Source organism: Pantoea sp. FN0307 (genome assembly GCF_050113815.1).
In the GTDB taxonomy this organism is placed as follows: Bacteria; Pseudomonadota; Gammaproteobacteria; order Enterobacterales; family Enterobacteriaceae; genus Mixta; species Mixta alhagi.
In genome coordinates this window covers 327,121-345,411 of record NZ_JBNJSO010000001.1, presented here as the reverse complement: position 1 = coordinate 345,411, position 18,291 = coordinate 327,121, and the positions used below count along the sequence as shown (strand labels likewise).

20 protein-coding genes and 1 tRNA gene are annotated in these 18,291 nt (G+C 53.3%); 10 read left to right on the top strand and 11 right to left on the bottom strand.

Annotated features, from left to right (window positions below; genetic code table 11):
• Nucleotide 1: 1 nt before the first annotated feature.
• Genes ccmD through ccmA form a run of 4 tightly spaced genes read right to left on the bottom strand, consistent with a single transcriptional unit; the run spans nt 2 to nt 2,286 of the window.
• Nucleotides 2-229 carry a heme exporter protein CcmD gene (gene ccmD / locus ACQE3Z_RS01640; RefSeq protein ID WP_426971819.1) on the bottom strand — a complete coding sequence of 76 codons (228 nt, stop codon included), beginning with the start codon at nt 227-229 and terminating at the stop codon, nt 2-4.
• The gene (locus tag ACQE3Z_RS01635; RefSeq protein ID WP_085070953.1) at nt 226-969 is read right to left on the bottom strand and encodes a heme ABC transporter permease; all 744 of its coding nucleotides are present in this window, start codon (nt 967-969) and stop codon (nt 226-228) included. The genes ccmD and ACQE3Z_RS01635 overlap by 4 nt, the downstream gene beginning before the upstream one ends.
• Nucleotides 970-1,009: 40 nt before the next feature.
• The gene (gene ccmB, locus ACQE3Z_RS01630) at nt 1,010-1,669 is read right to left on the bottom strand and encodes a heme exporter protein CcmB (protein ID WP_250650494.1); all 660 of its coding nucleotides are present in this window, start codon (nt 1,667-1,669) and stop codon (nt 1,010-1,012) included.
• Nucleotides 1,669-2,286: a cytochrome c biogenesis heme-transporting ATPase CcmA gene (gene ccmA, locus ACQE3Z_RS01625; RefSeq protein WP_426971817.1), complete on the bottom strand. Its 618-nt coding sequence runs from the start codon at nt 2,284-2,286 to the stop codon at nt 1,669-1,671. Before ccmA ends, ccmB begins: the two co-directional genes overlap by 1 nt.
• Nucleotides 2,287-2,528: 242 nt before the next feature.
• Here ccmA and ACQE3Z_RS01620 point away from each other — a divergent pair, with 242 nt between their 5' ends.
• On the top strand, nt 2,529-3,458 hold the full coding sequence (locus ACQE3Z_RS01620; protein WP_426971816.1) for a formate/nitrite transporter family protein: 930 nt from the start codon (nt 2,529-2,531) through the stop codon (nt 3,456-3,458).
• Between the two features lie 79 nt (nt 3,459-3,537).
• Nucleotides 3,538-3,612, top strand: a tRNA-Arg gene (locus tag ACQE3Z_RS01615).
• A gap of 526 nt (nt 3,613-4,138) precedes the next feature.
• Here the strand turns inward: ACQE3Z_RS01615 and ACQE3Z_RS01610 are convergent.
• Complete coding sequence (locus ACQE3Z_RS01610; RefSeq protein WP_426971814.1) at nt 4,139-4,384, bottom strand: hypothetical protein; 246 nt, start codon at nt 4,382-4,384, stop codon at nt 4,139-4,141.
• Between the two features lie 150 nt (nt 4,385-4,534).
• Here ACQE3Z_RS01610 and ACQE3Z_RS01605 point away from each other — a divergent pair, with 150 nt between their 5' ends.
• Nucleotides 4,535-4,840, top strand: a complete 306-nt coding sequence (locus ACQE3Z_RS01605) for a hypothetical protein (RefSeq protein ID WP_426971812.1) — start codon at nt 4,535-4,537, stop codon at nt 4,838-4,840.
• A gap of 264 nt (nt 4,841-5,104) precedes the next feature.
• Nucleotides 5,105-6,334: an L-lactate MFS transporter gene (locus ACQE3Z_RS01600; protein ID WP_426971810.1), complete on the top strand. Its 1,230-nt coding sequence runs from the start codon at nt 5,105-5,107 to the stop codon at nt 6,332-6,334.
• An 81-nt stretch (nt 6,335-6,415) separates the two neighbouring features.
• Here ACQE3Z_RS01600 and ACQE3Z_RS01595 read toward each other — a convergent pair whose 3' ends face one another.
• Entirely contained in the window at nt 6,416-7,288 is an 873-nt protein-coding gene (locus tag ACQE3Z_RS01595; RefSeq protein ID WP_426971809.1) for an SMP-30/gluconolactonase/LRE family protein, read from the bottom strand.
• Between the two features lie 605 nt (nt 7,289-7,893).
• Between ACQE3Z_RS01595 and ACQE3Z_RS01590 the strand changes: the two genes are divergently transcribed.
• A complete protein-coding gene (locus ACQE3Z_RS01590) occupies nt 7,894-8,043 on the top strand; it encodes a hypothetical protein (RefSeq protein WP_426971807.1) in 150 nt (49 codons plus the stop codon).
• Between the two features lie 118 nt (nt 8,044-8,161).
• Here the strand turns inward: ACQE3Z_RS01590 and ACQE3Z_RS01585 are convergent, their stop codons facing one another.
• The 3 genes from ACQE3Z_RS01585 to ACQE3Z_RS01575 form a co-directional block, all read right to left on the bottom strand.
• Nucleotides 8,162-8,443 carry a hypothetical protein gene (locus ACQE3Z_RS01585; RefSeq protein ID WP_426971806.1) on the bottom strand — a complete coding sequence of 94 codons (282 nt, stop codon included), beginning with the start codon at nt 8,441-8,443 and terminating at the stop codon, nt 8,162-8,164.
• 384 nt (nt 8,444-8,827) lie between these two features.
• A complete protein-coding gene (locus ACQE3Z_RS01580) occupies nt 8,828-9,280 on the bottom strand; it encodes a universal stress protein (RefSeq protein WP_426971805.1) in 453 nt (150 codons plus the stop codon).
• Between the two features lie 12 nt (nt 9,281-9,292).
• Nucleotides 9,293-10,075: an IclR family transcriptional regulator gene (locus ACQE3Z_RS01575; protein WP_250650503.1), complete on the bottom strand. Its 783-nt coding sequence runs from the start codon at nt 10,073-10,075 to the stop codon at nt 9,293-9,295.
• Nucleotides 10,076-10,244: 169 nt separating this feature from the next.
• On the opposite strand from ACQE3Z_RS01575, the gene ACQE3Z_RS01570 reads away from it, so the two are divergent.
• The 3 genes from ACQE3Z_RS01570 (at nt 10,245) to ypdK (ending at nt 13,162) form a co-directional block, all read left to right on the top strand.
• Entirely contained in the window at nt 10,245-11,852 is a 1,608-nt protein-coding gene (locus ACQE3Z_RS01570) for an MFS transporter (protein ID WP_426971803.1), read from the top strand.
• A 2-nt stretch (nt 11,853-11,854) separates the two neighbouring features.
• On the top strand, nt 11,855-12,883 hold the full coding sequence (locus ACQE3Z_RS01565) for an HlyD family secretion protein (protein WP_426971801.1): 1,029 nt from the start codon (nt 11,855-11,857) through the stop codon (nt 12,881-12,883).
• 207 nt (nt 12,884-13,090) lie between these two features.
• Nucleotides 13,091-13,162 (top strand): membrane protein YpdK, encoded by a 72-nt coding sequence (gene ypdK, locus ACQE3Z_RS01560; protein ID WP_103061073.1) that lies wholly within the window; start codon nt 13,091-13,093, stop codon nt 13,160-13,162.
• A 44-nt stretch (nt 13,163-13,206) separates the two neighbouring features.
• Here ypdK and alaC read toward each other — a convergent pair whose 3' ends face one another.
• On the bottom strand, nt 13,207-14,433 hold the full coding sequence (gene alaC, locus ACQE3Z_RS01555) for an alanine transaminase (protein WP_250650506.1): 1,227 nt from the start codon (nt 14,431-14,433) through the stop codon (nt 13,207-13,209).
• Between the two features lie 234 nt (nt 14,434-14,667).
• On the opposite strand from alaC, the gene ACQE3Z_RS01550 reads away from it, so the two are divergent.
• Together ACQE3Z_RS01550 and ACQE3Z_RS01545 are read left to right on the top strand one after the other, a co-directional pair.
• Nucleotides 14,668-16,350, top strand: a complete 1,683-nt coding sequence (locus tag ACQE3Z_RS01550; RefSeq protein ID WP_085072310.1) for a sensor histidine kinase — start codon at nt 14,668-14,670, stop codon at nt 16,348-16,350.
• A gap of 13 nt (nt 16,351-16,363) precedes the next feature.
• A complete protein-coding gene (locus tag ACQE3Z_RS01545; RefSeq protein WP_426971799.1) occupies nt 16,364-17,104 on the top strand; it encodes a LytR/AlgR family response regulator transcription factor in 741 nt (246 codons plus the stop codon).
• A gap of 73 nt (nt 17,105-17,177) precedes the next feature.
• Here ACQE3Z_RS01545 and glk read toward each other — a convergent pair whose 3' ends face one another.
• A complete protein-coding gene (gene glk, locus ACQE3Z_RS01540) occupies nt 17,178-18,143 on the bottom strand; it encodes a glucokinase (RefSeq protein WP_085070934.1) in 966 nt (321 codons plus the stop codon).
• Between the last annotated feature and the right edge of the window lie 148 nt (nt 18,144-18,291).

Sequence of the window (18,291 nt, the reverse complement as noted above, 5' to 3'; positions counted from 1 at the left end):
ATCACTCTCCTGCCGCTTCGCTGGCGGCCCGTTTCATTTTTGCCGCCCTGATGCGGCGTTCACGCGCCTGATACTGTCGGACGCTTTTTAACAGCTGACGACGTTGCCATAAGGTATGTCCTGCCAGCGCGGCCAGTGACAGTAGCGTGACGCTCACCGCCAGCCAGACATAAAAGCCGTAGCCGCCCATAGCCAGGAAAGCGTGCCAGGAAGAAAATGCAGGCTTCATGCGGATCGCCCTCCCTTATTCACCAGTGCGGCGACCCAGGGACGATGACGCTCGGTCAGTAAGATCAAATTGCGCAGCCGCATCAGCGTCAGGGTAATAAACAGCAGCAGATAACCGATAATCGACCAGCGCAGCGGCACGCGCATCTCAGGCGCAATCGCCTGCTGTAACATGCCTGAGGAACCCTGATGCAGGGTATTCCACCACTGTACGGAGAAATGAATAATGGGGATATTTACTACGCCCACCAGAATCAAAATACTGGCGGCGCGTCCGGCAAGACGCCGGTCATCAAAAGCGTTATACAGTGCGATAACGCCCATATAGAGGAACAGCAGCACCAGCTCTGACGTTAGCCGCGCGTCCCAGATCCACCAGGTGCCCCACATTGGTTTCCCCCAGGCCGCTCCGGTAATCAGCGCGATAAAGGTAAAAATTGCACCAACCGGCGCCATAGCGGCTGCGGCTAAATCAGCCATCTTCATCTGCCATACCAGACCGGTAAAAGCGGCAACGGCCATTGCGCTGTAGATGCCCATCGACCAGATAGCGGCAGGCACATGGATATAGATAATGCGATAGCTCTCTCCCTGCTGATAATCTGCCGGCGCGAAACCAAATCCCCAGCTCCAGCCAATAAATAGCGCCACGGTCGCCAGCAGTGCAAATCCCGGCACTAAGCGACCACTAAACTGATAAAGCCGTTCGGGCTTCGCCAGCTGATGTATCCATTTCCACATTGTTATTGCTCACGGTAAAAATATAAATTCATAGCCTGTCTTAGTGCAGGCTGATACGTAACGCGGCCGCTGTCGCAAACGGTGCCAGGCAGAGACTGGCCGCCAGCATGGCCCCCAGAATCGCCAGATAACCACTGATGGGCAGCCCCATGCTGGCGGCATCAATGGCGGCACTGGCGAAAATCAGCACCGGCACCGCCAGTGGCAATACCAACAGGCTAAGCAGTACGCCTCCCCGGCGCAGGCCCACGGTTAACGCCACGCCGATCGCCCCAAGCAGGCTCAACACCGGCGTACCGAGTAACAATGTCAGTGCCAGCGCACGCCAGCCGTTAAAATCAAGCGACAGCAGCAGCGCGGCCAGCGGCGACAACAGCAACAGCGGCAGGCCGGTGATCAGCCAGTGCGCGATCACTTTTCCCAGCACCGTCACTGGCAGCGGCGTCGGCAGCAGCAACAGCTGTTCCAGAGAGCCATCGTTAAAGTCATCCCGGAACAGCCGCTCCAGAGCCAGCAGCGATGAGAGCAAGGCGGCGACCCACGCCACGCCCGGCGCAATACGCGCCAGCAGCTGCGGCTCAGGCCCAATCCCCAACGGGAATAGCGTAATCACAATCAAAAAGAACCACAGCGGGTTAATGATTTCCGCCCCGCTGCGAAAGGCGATGCGCAGCTCGCGGCTTATCACGCGCCATAACATCAGATGCGTTCTCCTGCCGTCAGGCTAATTTTTCTTAGTGGCCAGGCTGCATCAGGCAGCGGCTGATGGGTGGTAAGAATCACCATGCCGCCCCGTTGCGCATGCTGCACAAACAGCGTCATTAACTTTTCGACGCCATTAACATCAATCGCCGTTAAAGGCTCATCCAAAATCCACACCGGCGCCTGACTTAACCACAGCCGCGCCAGCGCAACGCGCCGTTGCTGGCCCGCCGACAGCTGCGCTACTGCTATCTCTTCAAATCCCGTCAGATCTACTGCTTCAAGCGCGGCGAAACACTGCTCGTCATCACATTCGGCATGATAAAAGGTGAGATTTTCCAGCGGCGACAGAACATTTTTCACGCCAGGCTGATGCCCAAGGAACAACAGATCGCGTTGCCATTGCTCGCGCTGCTGCTGAAGACGCTCTCCCTGCCAACGCACCTCGCCCTCTTCTGCACGGCTCAAGCCCGCCAGTAAACGTAACAGTGAGGTCTTACCCGCGCCGTTAGGCCCTTCAATCTGCACGATGTCGCCGCTATTCACCGTGAAATTAAGGTCGCTGAATAAAATACGGTCATCGCGAATGCAGGTCAGGCTGGTGACTTCCAACATAAAAGGAATCGTTCGCGCTATTGAATCGGGCCGCGATAATAACATAAGTCAGTATTCGGCCGAAGTCCGTGCTTGCGTTTAGAAAGTACTGATATGAATAGATAAGCTGCAGAAGATAGCTCTTTTGTTGAAAAAAAACACGATATTAAAGGTTTGTTACTTTTATTCTAAAATCAGGTCACATTTTACTTACCTGAAAACTGGCTACGCTTAAATCACTGGTTAATAACGCAGGGTGAATTATGACGTCACAACATAAGAACGATGAACCGGAAGTGGAAAGCGAGGAAAAGGATCAGGGAGAAGAGATTGAGGTTGATGAAGAGCAACTGCCCTCAGGCGCGGCGGCGATTCATGAACAGATCCGTCAGGAGGGTGAGAAAGAGCTGGAACGCGACAGCATAGCGCTTCTGTGGTCTGCCATCGCCGCCGGCCTTTCCATGGGCGCTTCGCTAATGGCCAAAGGTATTTTTCAGGTACACCTGGGCGATATTCCAGGGGGATTTTTGCTGGAGAACCTGGGTTATACCTTCGGCTTTATTATTGTCATTATGGCGCGCCAGCAACTGTTTACGGAAAACACCGTTACTGCCGTACTGCCAATAATGCATAAACCGAGCGGCAGTAATTTTCTACTGCTGCTACGTCTTTGGGGCATGGTGCTGCTGGGGAACCTGATCGGCACGGGTTTGGTTGCATTGGCCTTTGCCCATATGCCAATTTTTGATGATGCCACGCGTCTTGCCTTTACGCATATCAGTGAAAAAGTGATGGAGAATTCGCCAACAGCGATGTTCGCTAACGCCATTATTGCCGGCTGGATTATCGCCACCATGGTCTGGATGTTCCCTTCCGCAGGCGCCGCCAAGATCCTGGTGATTATTCTGATGACCTGGCTGGTGGCGCTGGGGGACCTTGCGCATATTGTGGTGGGTTCGGTAGAGGTTTGCTATCTGGTGTTTACCGGCGAGCTGCCGTGGCAGGCGTTTATCTGGCCCTTCGCGATACCGACGCTGGCAGGCAATATTATCGGCGGCACCTTCATTTTCGCGCTGATCAGTCATGCGCAAATCCGCAACGATATGAGCGCTGAACAAAAAGCGCAGGCAAAAGCGAAACAGAAAAAGCAGGCGCAGCAGGGGGAGAAAGCGCAGAAAAACCAGCGTAAATGACAAAATTGCTGACAGAATAAGCAGTCAGGCGGGTAAGTGGTTAATCTGGTGAACAAATTGCGCTATACTGCCCGCCGCTGTCCCCTTAGTTAAATGGATATAACGAGCCCCTCCTAAGGGCTAGTTGTAGGTTCGATTCCTGCAGGGGACGCCATCTCAGCGTTTGTTAACTTCACTTACGCTCGCCAAATCCTGGCAGGCGCAACCAGAACTCCCGTTTGATTCACCATCACTTATTACCCATCTGTTTTTTGTTTTGCTACCGCAATCATGGTAAGTCGCCAGCTATTTTAGATGTTCAACTATTGGGCACTGCAGGCATTAAGCGCTCAGCCACACTAAGTGTTTAGCGGCGTACCGTTTTCGCTGAAGATAAATTATAAATTTTCGTGGCAGTAAAATAAGAGAAGTGCCTATTATAAACATCTCAGATATCAGCACAGCCTTGAAGTTAAACATATCCATTTTAATAAATTATATAAAAAATTATTAGTCTGAAGATATTTCACATGTTGCCGGTGTAGATTCGCGATAAAAACCACTATCGCCTGATGAGTCTAATTAACACTAAATAAAAACAATCCCAGCGCTTTTCACCGCACAATAAACAGAGCCGGACAGATGAGCGCCTTTCTTATACCTGTGAACCCATGGCAGGCCTCCATGCCTGCCGGTTTAGCTTAACGCGCCTGACGGAAGGCGCTCAGGTTTACTACCTGGTGCGGCTGGTTGAGCGCTTTCCTTGCCAGCCAGTAGAGTAGAACCCGGTCATCATCGCTTTCACTGTCTGCCATAGAGAGCAGCTTGAGCGAGAGGGTCGATTTGTTTAATGGCTGACTGGCGTCACTCAGTTCAATAACAGCACGACCGATAAGACAACAGACTTCGTCCTCTTTGGCAGTGGATTCATATGCTCGGTCTTTCATATTTCCTCCTTTTATGTAAAAACTAAGTCTGGCACAAATAATAGTTTCCGGTATAAATTTTCCCGAGAGGAAATATATTGCAACGCTTATTGAAGTTTGCTTGCGATTTAGCGATATCTTCACGGAAAAATGCCTGTCAGGAGAGAAATTATGTGGTTTATTGCCCGTGGCGCGCTGTTATTTAGTCTGCTGGTTAACGTTATGCCGGCAACCTTAGCTAACCCGCTAACGCATGTTAATCCGATGACCGACTGCCTTAATGGCCATATTTTGCCGCAGATGGGCAGCAACGAAGCGCCAGAGGCGATCGTTAATCATGCTTTTCTTCTCTGTAAGCCTTTTGTTGATAGCTGGCTCGCTTCTTATCCGGATGCACGTCGCCAGCAGTTAGATCAGGCGCTGCGACAGTTTTATCTGGACCGGCTTAATGCTGCGTTAAACAGATCGGTCAGATAAACCAAACAAATTGCGATACGATCGCGATTGCAATAATATATTCTCCTTGTTTAGCAAAATATTTACCAAAGTTTCACCTCTGAGCCCTGGTTTTAACCTCCCTTTGCTCGCCAGCCTTCTTCTTATTAATTAATGCAATGCCGTTCATACCGTGAAACAGGCACTTTATTCCTTACGCGTGGCTGTTCGCGGCAATTTTCCCCATAGTAAGATGCACCGGCTCTATTATCAGGCTAATTAAGGCATTCCCTTAGGGAGAAGATAATGAGCAGAGCAAACCTCTCGTCCGTTCCAGATTCAGTTCGCTGGCTAACGCTACTCGGTACCATTATTACTCAATTCGCACTCGGCTCTGTTTATACCTGGAGCCTGTTTAACGGTCAGCTATCACAAAAGCTGGATGCGCCAGTTAGCCAGGTCGCCTTCTCGTTTGGTTTACTCAGCCTCGGGCTGGCGCTCTCGTCATCGGTAGCCGGCAAACTGCAGGAGCGTTTTGGCGTGCGTAACGTGGCTATCGGCGCCGGTCTGCTGTTGGCATTAGGCTTTTACCTTACGGCGCAGGCCAATTCACTGCTGATGCTGTGGCTGAGCGCAGGCGTGCTGGTTGGTCTGGCGGATGGTGCAGGCTATCTGATGACATTATCAAACTGCGTAAAATGGTTCCCGGAACGCAAAGGCGTTATCTCCGCTTGCGCTATCGGCGCTTACGGACTGGGCAGCCTCGGCTTTAAATTTATCTGCAGCAGCCTGCTGGCGCATTTCACGCTGGAAAATACCTTTTTAATCTGGGGTGCCCTCGCCATGAGCATGGTGATTTTAGGCGCATTGCTGATGAAAGATGCGCCGCAGCAGCAGGCTTCTCAAAACAAGAACGGCGAGGCCGCCGCGCGCGATTTCAGCCTGGCGCAATCAATGCGTATGCCGCAGTACTGGATGCTGGCGCTGATGTTTTTGACGGCCTGCATGAGCGGCCTGTATGTGATTGGCGTAGCGAAAGATATCGGCGAGGGTATGGTGCATCTCAGTACGCAAACCGCAGCCAGTGCGGTGACGATTATCGCTATCGCCAACCTGAGCGGTCGTCTGATCTTAGGCGTGCTGTCAGATAAAATTGCCCGCATCCGGGTTATTACACTGGCGCAGGTCGTTTCACTGGCAGGCATGGCTATCTTGCTGTTTACTCAGATGAACGAAACCACTTTCTTTATTTCCGTTGCCTGCATCGCCTTTAGCTTCGGCGGCACCATTACCGTGTACCCTTCCCTGGTCAGTGATTTCTTTGGTCTTAATAATTTGACGAAAAATTACGGCGTTATTTACCTGGGTTTTGGTATCGGCAGCGTGCTGGGTTCGCTTATCGCTTCGCTGTTTGGCGGCTTTACCGTGACGTTCAGCCTGATTATGACGCTGCTGGTTATTTCACTGGTGATGTCGTTGATGATTCGTATACCGCATCGGGAGCGCAGCATGCAGCAGGTTTTGCAACGCGGTTGATACTGCTGCCGGGTAAGCCATCAGGGCACCCGGCAGGCTGTTATTCAGACACCGGACGCGCTACAGGCCGTCCGGTTTCTTTTAACCAAACGAGGGTTCAGGCAGACCAGCAACCGGCATCCGTACCGCGAATAGGCTTCCGGACCATGGGTACTGCGCCAGTTCTTCTGCGCTACGATTTTCCCGACTGGATGTGATATAGAGCGTTTTCAAATCCTCGCCGCCAAAGGCGACCATCGTCGGCCAGCGCACCGGTAGTGGAATTTCATCTACCATCTCTGCGGTATTTGGATCGATGCGCACGATACGTCCGCCATCAAACATCGCCGACCAGTAAAAACCTTCTTCATCTACCGCCGCCCCATCCGGCATTAGCCCATCGCTAAAACGCCGGAACAGCTCGCGCTTGCCGTTCTCGCCGGTTTCAGCATCAAGCGAATAGCGCCAGATCACATGGTTCGCCGTGTCGCTGTGATACATCCAGCGACGATCGGGGGAGAAAGCCAGACCGTTAGAGACTTTGATATCCTCATCGATCACATGCAGCTGTAGATCTTTATCGAGACGGCAGAGCTTCGCGCCGTTACGATCCTGAGGCTCCCACAAACTGCCGCACCAGAAACGGCCAAAGGGATCGACGCGCCCGTCATTAAAGCGGCTTTTACTCGCTTCACCTGGATTATCAGCTATTTTACGCTCCGGCTTTCCCTGTGCGTCAATAAACCAGACGCCGCTGCGCAACGCCGCTACCAGGCCGCCTTCACGGCGCAAACCGATACAGCCCACCTCTTCCTGCTGTGGGAATACCCGGTGTTCGCCGCTTTTTGGATCAAAGCGATGAATCGCCGGGGCCAGAATATCAACAAACCACAGCGCCTGCTCTGCGGTTGACCAGAGCGGGCATTCGCCCAATTCGGCCTCAATGGGTAAAACGCGCTCTACCTGCCAGTTCATTATGGCTCCTTTTCGCTACGCATTTGGTGCATAAACTGTAGCGGAAATTGCCGTGTCGGGGTTTACCCGCCAGGCAAAATAATCACGATTTCAGGCTTTCGCCATGCGTGGTCATCACCTGTGGATATCAGTAAAACATTTTGCAGCTACGCGCCGGACTGCCTCCGCTCTTATCATGGCGATCCATACAGATAAAGCTATAGCGCCCGGATTAAGCACTTTATTAATTTTTTACCTGTATATTTATCCAGAATCATTCTTCAGGATCGCCAGTTATTTCCTGGGCAATGCTTTAATATTTTCACTTGTTATCGGCCCGGCAAGGTAAATATTTCTCCCTTTGAAAAAATGGCCAGGGAAAAACTAATCACCTGGACGGCAAATGAGAATGAGAATATAGATGAGGGGTTGCGTTTAGGATAATTCCTGCTATTATTGCTTTCCATTCAGCCCATTCCTATATTTTTGCGCGGCCCTTTTACTCTACTCTTAATTGCATTGAAACATTTATTAATATTTAAATATTAAACTCTACATTAGTGCCGTTATTCCTTCACTTTTAGCTTTTATAGTGGACGGCATTAAAGGCAATAAGAGAATTGATCATGCAAATAATGATAAAAAGCGCTTCTGTACTGGCGATTGTCAGCATGCTAAGCGGATGTATCATTGCTCACGATCGCGGGCATCATAAGGGCTGGCAGCACGATAACGGCCATCATAAGGGCTGGCGCCATCATCATCGAGGATGGTAAAAAAAATTCTAAACGGGTAGGTCACAGCAACATACCTGGCGGGCAAAGCCTGCACACAGCAATATAATAAAAATAAGGTAGGAAAAGTTGGGCGAGAATATTCTCGCCCTTTTCTTTTTTAGCTTTTTAAAGCGAAATTACATTGATACCAGACCGTGGTTAATCCCGGCACATGGCTATCCTGCGGAGGTAATGATTCAACCAAATCAAAGCCCTGAGCGTGGCAATAGTTGGTCACATCAAGCTTCAACGCATCTTTATCCACTTTTTTCGGGTGATAGCGATACTGCACCGTATGTGAAACAAGATCTTCATCCACTCGTTCGAACGCGCCTGGTTTGCTGGCCGTACAGCCTGCTAATAAAAACAGCGCCAAAACGCCGTAAATTTTGCTTTTCATAATTCTTCCTTATGCTGGTGCGGCATCTTAACAGGCAGCCATAAAGGCACAATCGGAATGCTGCTTAAAGCGCAGCGGTGGATTGATGGTTTTACCTATTGAATCGATTCAATTTAACGTTTAGAGCTGCTGACTGTTAAATGCGATTATCTCTACAGATGCCATGATATCTGTGCTATACACCAGGTTTTTTACGATAGATAATAATAAGTTAACTACGAATGCCCGCCTGAAGCGGGCTTTTTTTTGTGGATTATCCGGCGTTAGCGCTGAGCATCATACGCACAACGCTGAGCGTTTACCTGTCAGGAAGTGCGATGGCACCCTCGCCAGCAACAGAACGCGCACAGAAAGAGAATGCTGCAAAGTTTTCTACCGATCCCGTTACTGCGCGCGAACGTCTACCAGTACCGGACAAGGCGCACGCTCAATAACCGCTGCGCTCACGGAACCTTTCAGCAGACGATTAAACGGCGAAAGATGGCGACGCCCCATAATAATCATTTGGGCATCCAGCACGGCGGCCTGCGCCACAATGGTCTCCGCCGATTCGCCCGCCACCACGCGACCGCGCGCAACGATTCCTGCTCCCAGCAGCTGTGCCAGCGCATGGCGAATCACCAGCTCTGCGGTGTTTTGCTCATCCAGCGCCGCGCCGAAGTCAGCCGGATCTTCGCCAGCCGTAATATCCAGCGGCTCGCCGCAGGTGGCATAGGCCGGATCGATGCAGCACAGTACCATCACCTGCGCTTTTAACGCTCGCGCCTGCTCCGTTGCCAGGGAGACGACTTTACGTGAGTGATCCGAGTTATCTATTGCGACCAGCAAGGTTGTCATTCTGTTTATTCCTCAGTCATGCGCCAGATGTTTGCCAATTTCACGCGTCATCGCTTCCTTACATCTTAGTATTTCATCACGATAGAACGCCTCATTCCTGTGAAAGCGCGCCGCCGGCACCAGCAGCGAAACGGCAAAGCGTCCCAGCAAGGTATCCAGCGCAACGCCCATCGTAGAGATCCCTTCCAGGGTTTCACCACGATCGAAAGAGACGCCGCTCTGGCGGATCTCTTTTAACTGCCGCAGCAGCTCCGGCAAGGTTTTAATGGTGTTTTCGGTAATAGCATCCCAGGAATCGCCAACCAGCGCCCGGACATCTTCATCGCTCTCCAGCGCCAGCAGGGCACGGCCGCCCGAAGTACTGTACAGAGGCAGATTAAGCCCCATCCTTGGTACAACGCGCAGTTCACGATCGGCAACGATAAAATGCACAATTGCCAGCTGGGTGCCGCTGGCGCGCGCCAGCGAAACGGTTTCTCCGGTGGCATCGCTCAGCGCCTGCAGCAAAGGACGCGCCACTTCCACGACATCCGTATGAACGCTGGAGATCAAACGCAGCAGCGCTGGCCCGAGCCGCACGCCGCCTGCGCCGTGGCTGCGTACCATTTGGGCCGCGTCCAGCGCCGCCACAATACGCTGTACCGTTGAACGAGGGAGATCCACCGCCTGAGCAATTTCTCCCAAACTCATACCGCCCGGCTGTTCTCCCAGAGCGTTAAGGATTTTCGCTGCGCGTGCAATCACCTGGATGCCGCCCGTTTTCTCATCATCACGATGGTACGGTTTTTCAGACATGAACATGCTGTTCTCTTTCCATGAAGGGCATCGATACTGTAGCGCATTTCATGCCACCTTCCCAGCCTGTATCACATTGCAATACATCTAATCGGCATGTAAGATGCGCGCTCACTGTATCGCATCACAATACACCACACCATAATAAAAACGCTATGGAGTACCTGCTATGAACGGTCAGCCTGCCGCTGCACCGGCTCCCCATCCTTTTACCCTGCGTCTGGCGCTGGGGCTGGTCGGGGTGCTGATTGCTGCCCTTGCTTCCGGGCTTAACGATCGCGTCACCGATATGGCTCTGGCCGATATTCGCGCCGCGCTGGGCATCAGTTACGATCGGGGAAGCTGGCTTATTGCTGGCTATCAGGCGGCAGAAGTCGCCGCAATGATGATCGCGCCCTGGTTTGCCGTTACGTTATCGCTGCGTCGCTTCGCGCTTGGCGTAGCGTTCGGTTTTGGGCTGATGGCGGCGCTGCTGCCTTTTGTCACGCACTATCCGCTGTTCCTGACGCTGCGCGTGCTGCAGGGAATTTTTGGTGGCGCATTGCCGCCATTGCTGATGACGGTCGCGCTGCGCTTTCTGCCGCCGCCGCTAAAGCTTTACGGACTGAGCGCCTATGCATTAACCGCCACCTTTGGCCCCAATATGGCCGCTACCCTGGCCGCTTTCTGGACCGACAGCGTGGGCTGGGCCTTTGTTTTCTGGCAAATTATTCCGGCTATGCTGATCGCTATGGTGCTGATTGGCTGGGGGCTCCCGCAGGATCCTGTGCGGGTTGAGCGTTTTCGACAGATGGATCTGTTTGGCATGCTCACCGGCTGTAGCGGCATTGCGCTGCTAATCCTGGCGTTAAGCCACGGAGAACGTCTCGACTGGCTCAGCTCGCCGCTGATCTGCGCTATGTTGCTGGCGAGCGTGGCGCTGCTGACGGTTTTTCTGATTAATGAGTGGTTTCATCCGCTGCCGCTGTTCCGCCTGCAAATGCTGTCACGTCCTAATCTGACGCACGGTTTGCTTACGCTGACGGGCGTGCTGCTGCTGGCCCTCTCCGGATCGGTGCTGCCTTCGGCATACTTTTCTCAGGTAGACGGTTTTCGCACCGCACAGTTTGCGCCGTTAGCGCTGATGATTGGCGCGCCGCAGCTGCTGATCGCTCCGTTTATCGCCATGCTGCTTAATCTGCGCTGGATCGACTGCCGCTGGGTGCTCTCATGCGGCGCCCTGCTGATGGCAGGCTCCTGTGTGATGGGCTCGCAGCTTACCGGTGACTGGGCGCGCCAGAACTTTTGGCTGATCCAGATGATGCAGGCCTTTGGCCAGCCGATGATGATTTTGCCGGTGTTAATGAGCGCCACATCGGTGGTGCTGCCGCCGGAAGGCCCGTTTGCTTCAGCAATGTTTAATACCGTGCGCGGATTTTCCAGCATCGCGGCCGGTACGCTGGTGGAGTGGTTTCTCAGCCATCGCGAGCAGTTTCATTCACATATTTTACTGGACGGCGCTGCCAACCGCAGCTGGCTGCTGCGTGCCGGTTCGTCTGCAGAAGCCAGTGCCTCCGTACCGCTATTGCCGGACGGCAGCATCAGCTCCACGGAAAATATCGCCCACTTCTCCACGCTGGTTAAGCATCAGGCGCAGATATTAAGCATCAGCGACAGCTATCTGTTGCTGATCGCTTTTGCGCTGCTGCTGATCCTGCTGACCGCCTGGCTGCCGAAGCGTGTCTGGCCGCCGCAAACGCTATTACAACAACCTGTTATAACAAAACCGGGAATTTAACGATGTCTTTAACACCTGCTAAACGTACCGGCCTGTTGGCGGTACTGTTGATTGTCTTACTGGCTATTGCCTTCTTTATCTGGTCCAGCATGATGCGGGCCGACTATCGCACTGATGACGCATGGGTCACCGCGGACTATACGTTAGTTGCGCCGAAAATTTCTGGCTATATCAGTCAGGTGATGGTGCGTGATAATCAGCGGGTGAAAGCGGGCGAACTGCTCGCCACGCTGGATGACCGCGACTACCGCGTTGCGCTGGAGAGCGCCAAAGCGAACCTACAGCTAAGCGAGGCGAAGCTTGCCAGTATTGTTGCCCAGCGGGAGCAGCAGCAGGCGGTGATTGCCCAGCAAAAGGCGGCGGTGAACGCCAGCCAGGCGACCTTAAGCTACGCCGGGCAAAACGCCGAGCGCTATCGTCGTCTGTTGCAAAGCGGCACCGCCACCGCCGACGAGCAACAGAAGGCCAGCTCTACCATGCGATCTGCCGCCGCTCAGGTTGAGCAAAATCGGGCTGCGGTAGTGGCAGCGGAGAAAGAAACGGCAATTTTACTGGCCAGCCAGAAACAGGCGGAGGCCGATATTGCTGCCGCTCAGGCGGCAGTCGATCAGGCGCAGCTGAATCTCTCTTATACACGTATTGTAGCGCCGGTAAGCGGCATGGTGGGTCAGCGCGCGCTGCGTCAGGGCGCGTATGTTTCTGCCGGCAGTCGCCTGCTGGCGCTGGTGCCGCTGGAGCAAAGCTATATTGTCGCGAATTATCTGGAAACCCAGCTGGATAAGGTGCAACCCGGCCAGCCGGTAGAGATTACCGTTGATGCGCTGCCCGGCCAGCAGTTCCATGGTCACGTCGACAGCATCGCGCCCGCAACCGGCGCGACTTTTTCCGCCATTGCCGCAGATAACGCCACGGGAAATTTCACCAAGGTGGTCCAGCGTCTGCCGGTTAAAATCGTTCTGGATGCCGATCAGCCTAACCTGGCGCATCTGCGGGTAGGCATGTCGGTGATCCCGGAAATTAAAGTGAAGTAGCGGCAAGCTTTTCGGGCTACGGCTCGGAGCATGCCTATTTATTTTGTGATCGAATCCGCGTAAATTAGCGCGCGATCCCGTTCTGAGTTATTCAGAACTAACCGGAGCAAAGGCGTCGTACTAAAGAAAGCGCGCCTTGTTTTTATTCTGTTCGCGTTATGCAGGTCTGGGATCGCCACCGACATAACCGCTCAGAGGAGTTGTCAGGTGAAATACGCGTTGATGGGAATCTCTTTTTTCCTGTTAGTCTGGGTTGGTACCTTCATGCTAATGCTGTAAGCGTGCGAAAATAGGGGCGACGTTATGCGTCGCCCGATTTGCTTTCAGAGGTCGCTTTTTCCATTGCCCGGCAAAATGCCATCGGCACGAAACATCGCTTTAATTCCCCGCACCGCCTGACGAATACGATCGCAATTCTCAATCAGCGCAAAGCGCACATGCGTATCGCCATAGTCGCCGAAACCAATACCCGGCGAGACGCAAACTTTCGCCTCCTGCAATAGCCGTTTGGCAAACTCCAGCGATCCCAGCTCCGCATAGCGATCGGGAATTTTGGCCCAGACGTACATGGAAGCCCTGGGCATCTCAACCATCCAGCCTGCCTCATGCAGCCCTTTTACCAGCACGTCGCGGCGGCGTTTATACTGCTGTGCAATATCGCGCACGCACTGCTGATCGCCTTCCAGCGCGGCGATGGCCGCCACCTGCAGCGGCGTAAAGGTGCCGTAATCGTGATAGCTTTTGATACGCGCCAGCGCGTTCACCAGCTCTTTATTACCCACCATAAAACCGATGCGCCAGCCCGCCATGTTGTAGCTTTTTGACAGCGTAAAAAACTCAACCGCCACGTCGCGCGCACCTGGTACCTGCATAATAGAGGGCGCTTTCCAGCCGTCGTAAACGATGTCGGCGTAGGCCAGATCGTGGATCACCAGTACGTTGTACTGCTTCGCCAGCGCAATCACCCGCTCAAAGAAATCAAGCTCGACACACTGCGCGGTAGGATTTGATGGGAAACCGAGGATCATCATTTTCGGCTTGGGATAACTTTCGCGGATCGCCCTTTCCAGCTCGTTAAAAAAGTCCACGCCAGCCACCAGCGGCACCGAGCGCACCTGCGCGCCAGCGATCACCGCGCCGTAAATATGAATGGGGTAGCTGGGGTTGGGCACCAGTACGGTATCGCCATGATCAAGCGTCGCCAGCATCAGATGCGCCAGCCCCTCTTTCGAACCGATGGTAACAATCGCTTCCGATTCGGGATCGATCTCCACCTCATAACGGTCAGCGTACCAGCGAGAGATCGCCCGACGCAGACGCGGAATACCGCGCGAGGTGGAGTAGCCGTGCGTATCGTCACGCTGTGCCACCTGACATAGCTTTTCGACGATGTGCGGCGGCGTCGCGCCATCGGGGTTGCCCATGCTGAAATCGATAATATCTTCGCCGCGCCGACGCGCAGCCATTTTCAGCTCAGCGGTAATGTTAAAAACGTAAGGGGGGAGACGTTCGATACGCGAAAAACGACGAGACGAGCTGTTATCAGCCATAGCATCCTCAGAATATACGTAAGCGCCCGGACCGTCCGAGCGACGCTGACCACTGATGTGGTCGAATAATGAACATAGCCTGGCGGCGCTCCCCTTGTCGACAGGCCAGCAAAAATAAACTTTTTGTCGAGCCGGCTGGCGGAACATGCGAAGATCGTGGCGCCGTATGGCCACATTTTTTATGATGTTACTTCTTCATTACGCCACGAGATGCCTGTGCAATCTATATTCGATATGCTGCTTGCGGTGTTCGACCGCGCCGCTTTAATGCTGATTTGCCTGTTCTTTTTGACGCGCACGCGCCATTTCCGCCAGCTTTTGCAGAAAGATGAGCACTCTCGCCAGGAGCTGCTGGCGGTCACCGCGATCTTCTCGCTGTTTGCCCTGTTCAGTACCTGGTCGGCGGTGAATGTTGAAGGTTCCCTGCTGAACGTGCGTACTATCGCCGTGATGTCCGGCGGCATACTATTTGGCCCATGGGTGGGCATCGCCACCGGGATTATCGCCGGGCTGCATCGTTTTTTAATCGATATTCACGGCGTCTCTTCCGTGCCCTGTTTGATTACCAGCATTATTGCTGGCATGGTCTCCGGCTGGATTAACCTGAAAGTGCCGAAAGCGCAGCGCTGGCGGCTCGGTATTCTTGGCGGCATGCTGTGCGAATCGCTGACCATGCTGCTGATTATTCTCTGGGCGACGCCGTCAGCGCTGGGCCTGGAGATCGTCTCTGAGATTTCAATTCCGATGATTCTGGGCGCGGTCAGTATCGGCCTGATTGTGCTGCTGGTACAAAGCGTTGAGGGAGAGAAAGAGGCGGTTGCCGCACGTCACGCCAAGCTGGCGCTGGATATTGCCAATAAAACTCTGCCGCTGTTCCGCCAGGTAAACAGCGACTCGCTGCGTCAGGTCTGTGAGATCATCCGCAACGATATCAACGCCGATGCCGTCGCGATGACCAATAAGCATCAAATCCTGGCCTATGTCGGCTACGGCGAACAGCACTATCGTCAGGGCGATGATGGCCTGAGCCCCACCACGCGCCAGGCGATTAACTACGGTAAAATCATTATTAAAAACAACGATGAGGCCTATCGCACGCGCGATATTCACTCAATGATTGTGATCCCGCTGTGGGAGAAAGGTGAAGTCACCGGCACGCTGAAAATCTATTATCGTCATGCGCATCGCATTACCTGGTCACTTAAGGAGATGGCGGTCGGCCTGTCGCAAATTATCTCTACTCAACTGGAGGTGTCGCGCACCGAGCAGCTGCGTGAAATGGCGAACAAGGCGGAACTGCGCGCGCTGCAAAGCAAAATTAATCCGCATTTCCTGTTTAACGCGCTGAACGCGATCTCCTCTTCTATCCGGCTTAATCCCGATACTGCGCGCCAGCTGATTATTAATCTGTCGCGCTATTTGCGTTACAACCTTGAGCTGAATGATGACGAGCCCATCGATATTAAAAAAGAGCTGTATCAGGTGAAGGATTATATCGCCATTGAACAGGCGCGCTTTGGCGATAAGCTGACGATGATTTATCACATCGACGAAGAGATAAACTGTACCCTTCCCAGCCTGCTGATCCAGCCGCTGGTGGAAAACGCTATCGTACATGGCATTCAGCCCTGCCGTGGTAAGGGCGTGGTGACGCTGTCGGTAGAAGATGTTGGCGATCGGGTGCGGATTGCGGTACGCGATACCGGAAACGGCATCAGCGATGAGGTTATCGCGCGCGTGCAGCGTAATGAAATGCCGGGCAATAAGATTGGCCTGCTGAACGTACATCATCGCGTTAAGCTGCTGTACGGCGGCGGGCTACAGATTACACAGCTGCATCCGGGCACGGAAATCGTGTTTTTCATCAGCAAGAACGGTGAAAAACTGCCGGAAAAAACGCTGTCGCTGACGGCCTGAAGGAGAGTAGTAAGTGAAAGCCATCATTGTGGAAGATGAGTTTTTGGCGCAGCAGGAGCTGAGCTGGATGATTAATCAGCACAGCCATATCGATATTGCAGCCTGCTTTGATGACGGCCTCGACGTGCTGAAATTTCTGCAGCACAACGAAGTGGACGTGATCTTTCTGGATATCAATATCCCCTCGCTGGATGGCGTTCTGCTGGCGCAGAACATCAGCAAGTTTGCCCATAAACCGCAAATTGTTTTTATTACCGCCTGGAAAGAGCATGCGGTACAGGCGTTTGAGCTGGACGCGTTTGACTACATTCTTAAACCCTACCACGAATCGCGCATTGTCAGCATGCTGCAAAAGCTGGAAGCGCACTGGCAACAGCAGCAACAGCAGCCCGCCGCACCGGAAACCTCATCGCTGCGCCCGGTGGCGCAAACCGTCAATCTGATCAGGGATGAACGGATTATCGTTACGGATATCAATGAAATCTACTATCTGGAAGCGCATGAAAAGCTGACTTTCGTCTATACGCGTCGCGAGGAGTATGTGATGTCGGTGGCGATTAGCGAATTTTGTAACCGACTGCCGGAAAGCCAGTTTTTCCGTTGCCATCGCTCCTACTGCGTAAATCTGAACAAGATCCGTGAAATCGAACCCTGGTTTAATAACACCTATCTTTTGCGACTGCGCGATCTGGATTTTCAGGTGCCGGTGAGCCGCAGCAAAGTAAAAGCCTTTCGCCAGCTAATGCGTTTGTAAGCATGTTCGGGGTAGGATCAGCGCGCGGATGATTAGCCTGCGCACATGCAGGCTAATCATGAGTGTTGTGAAATTAGAGTACGCGTCCCAGCGTCTGGCGCAGATGCGCGCCTGCGCCCAGCAGTCCTGGCTGATCGTGCTTGATCATATAGACCGGAATATCATGCACGTAATCACGGAAGCGGCCCTTGTCTTCAAACGCGGCGCGGAAGCCGGAGGCTTTAAAGAACTCAAGGAAGCGCGGCACGATACCGCCAGCAATATACACGCCGCCGAAAGTCCCCAGGGTAAGCGCCAGGTTACCGCCGAAGCGTCCCATAATGACGCAGAACAGCGACAGCGCGCGTCGACAGTCGATACAGCTATCGGCCAGCGCTCGCTCGGAAACATCTTTTGGCTTCAGGTTTTCCGGCTCGCGCTTATCGGATTTAACAATGGCGCGATAGAGGTTAACCAGACCGGCACCAGACAATACGCGCTCAGCTGAAACGTGGCCCAGCTCTTCACGCAGCACGCGCAGGATCAGATCTTCTTCCACGCTGTTTGGAGCGAAATCAACGTGTCCGCCCTCGCCTGGCAGGCTAACCCAGCGGCGATCGACATGCACCAGATGCGCCACGCCCAGCCCGGTGCCCGCGCCATACACGGCGATAGGCTTATCTTTTACCGCTGCGCCGCCGCCAAACTGAATAACATCCTCTTCAGTCAGCATCGGGATCGCCATAGAGACTGCGGTAAAATCGTTAATGATTTCCAGATGATCAAATGCCAGGTTGGCTTTCAGCGCTTTGGTAGAGAACGCCCAGTCGTGATTGGTCATTTCTACCCAGTCTTCGGTAATCGGGCAGGCAATGGCGATACAACCATCTTTTACATCCTGCTGCTGCTCTTCCAGAAACAGACGAATCACCTCTTCCAGACCATGATGCTCTGAAGTGGAATATGTCGTTACCTGAGAAATCAGGCCGGTTTCTACTTCACACAGCGCCAGGCGCGCGTTGGTACCGCCAACGTCACCCACCAAAGCGTATTTAGTCATTATTCTGCTGCTCCGCTTATGTCAATTCACTACGGGACACTATAAATTTCCCCCGGTAAAACAACAACGCTCATCAAAACGAAAGCGCTTTGCCAAATTGCCCGTTACCATAACCGTGAAAGTCCGTGCTGAACAGCACCATCTTTCT

What these genes read in the sequence shown, in the direction of transcription:
- ACQE3Z_RS01585 (WP_426971806.1), bottom strand. Translation starts at nt 8,443, where the DNA reads ATGAAAAGCAAAATTTACGGCGTTTTGGCGCTGTTTTTATTAGCAGGC.
- ACQE3Z_RS01620 (WP_426971816.1), top strand. Translation starts at nt 2,529, where the DNA reads ATGACGTCACAACATAAGAACGATGAACCGGAAGTGGAAAGCGAGGAA.
- ccmA (WP_426971817.1), bottom strand. Translation starts at nt 2,286, where the DNA reads ATGTTGGAAGTCACCAGCCTGACCTGCATTCGCGATGACCGTATTTTA.
- ACQE3Z_RS01595 (WP_426971809.1), bottom strand. Translation starts at nt 7,288, where the DNA reads ATGAACTGGCAGGTAGAGCGCGTTTTACCCATTGAGGCCGAATTGGGC.
- alaC (WP_250650506.1), bottom strand. Translation starts at nt 14,433, where the DNA reads ATGGCTGATAACAGCTCGTCTCGTCGTTTTTCGCGTATCGAACGTCTC.
- glk (WP_085070934.1), bottom strand. Translation starts at nt 18,143, where the DNA reads ATGACTAAATACGCTTTGGTGGGTGACGTTGGCGGTACCAACGCGCGC.
- ccmB (WP_250650494.1), bottom strand. Translation starts at nt 1,669, where the DNA reads ATGTTATGGCGCGTGATAAGCCGCGAGCTGCGCATCGCCTTTCGCAGC.
- ACQE3Z_RS01635 (WP_085070953.1), bottom strand. Translation starts at nt 969, where the DNA reads ATGTGGAAATGGATACATCAGCTGGCGAAGCCCGAACGGCTTTATCAG.
- ACQE3Z_RS01570 (WP_426971803.1), top strand. Translation starts at nt 10,245, where the DNA reads ATGAACGGTCAGCCTGCCGCTGCACCGGCTCCCCATCCTTTTACCCTG.
- ccmD (WP_426971819.1), bottom strand. Translation starts at nt 229, where the DNA reads ATGAAGCCTGCATTTTCTTCCTGGCACGCTTTCCTGGCTATGGGCGGC.
- ACQE3Z_RS01610 (WP_426971814.1), bottom strand. Translation starts at nt 4,384, where the DNA reads ATGAAAGACCGAGCATATGAATCCACTGCCAAAGAGGACGAAGTCTGT.
- ACQE3Z_RS01550 (WP_085072310.1), top strand. Translation starts at nt 14,668, where the DNA reads ATGCTGCTTGCGGTGTTCGACCGCGCCGCTTTAATGCTGATTTGCCTG.
- ACQE3Z_RS01600 (WP_426971810.1), top strand. Translation starts at nt 5,105, where the DNA reads ATGAGCAGAGCAAACCTCTCGTCCGTTCCAGATTCAGTTCGCTGGCTA.
- ACQE3Z_RS01565 (WP_426971801.1), top strand. Translation starts at nt 11,855, where the DNA reads ATGTCTTTAACACCTGCTAAACGTACCGGCCTGTTGGCGGTACTGTTG.
- ACQE3Z_RS01605 (WP_426971812.1), top strand. Translation starts at nt 4,535, where the DNA reads ATGTGGTTTATTGCCCGTGGCGCGCTGTTATTTAGTCTGCTGGTTAAC.
- ACQE3Z_RS01575 (WP_250650503.1), bottom strand. Translation starts at nt 10,075, where the DNA reads ATGTCTGAAAAACCGTACCATCGTGATGATGAGAAAACGGGCGGCATC.
- ACQE3Z_RS01590 (WP_426971807.1), top strand. Translation starts at nt 7,894, where the DNA reads ATGCAAATAATGATAAAAAGCGCTTCTGTACTGGCGATTGTCAGCATG.
- ACQE3Z_RS01580 (WP_426971805.1), bottom strand. Translation starts at nt 9,280, where the DNA reads ATGACAACCTTGCTGGTCGCAATAGATAACTCGGATCACTCACGTAAA.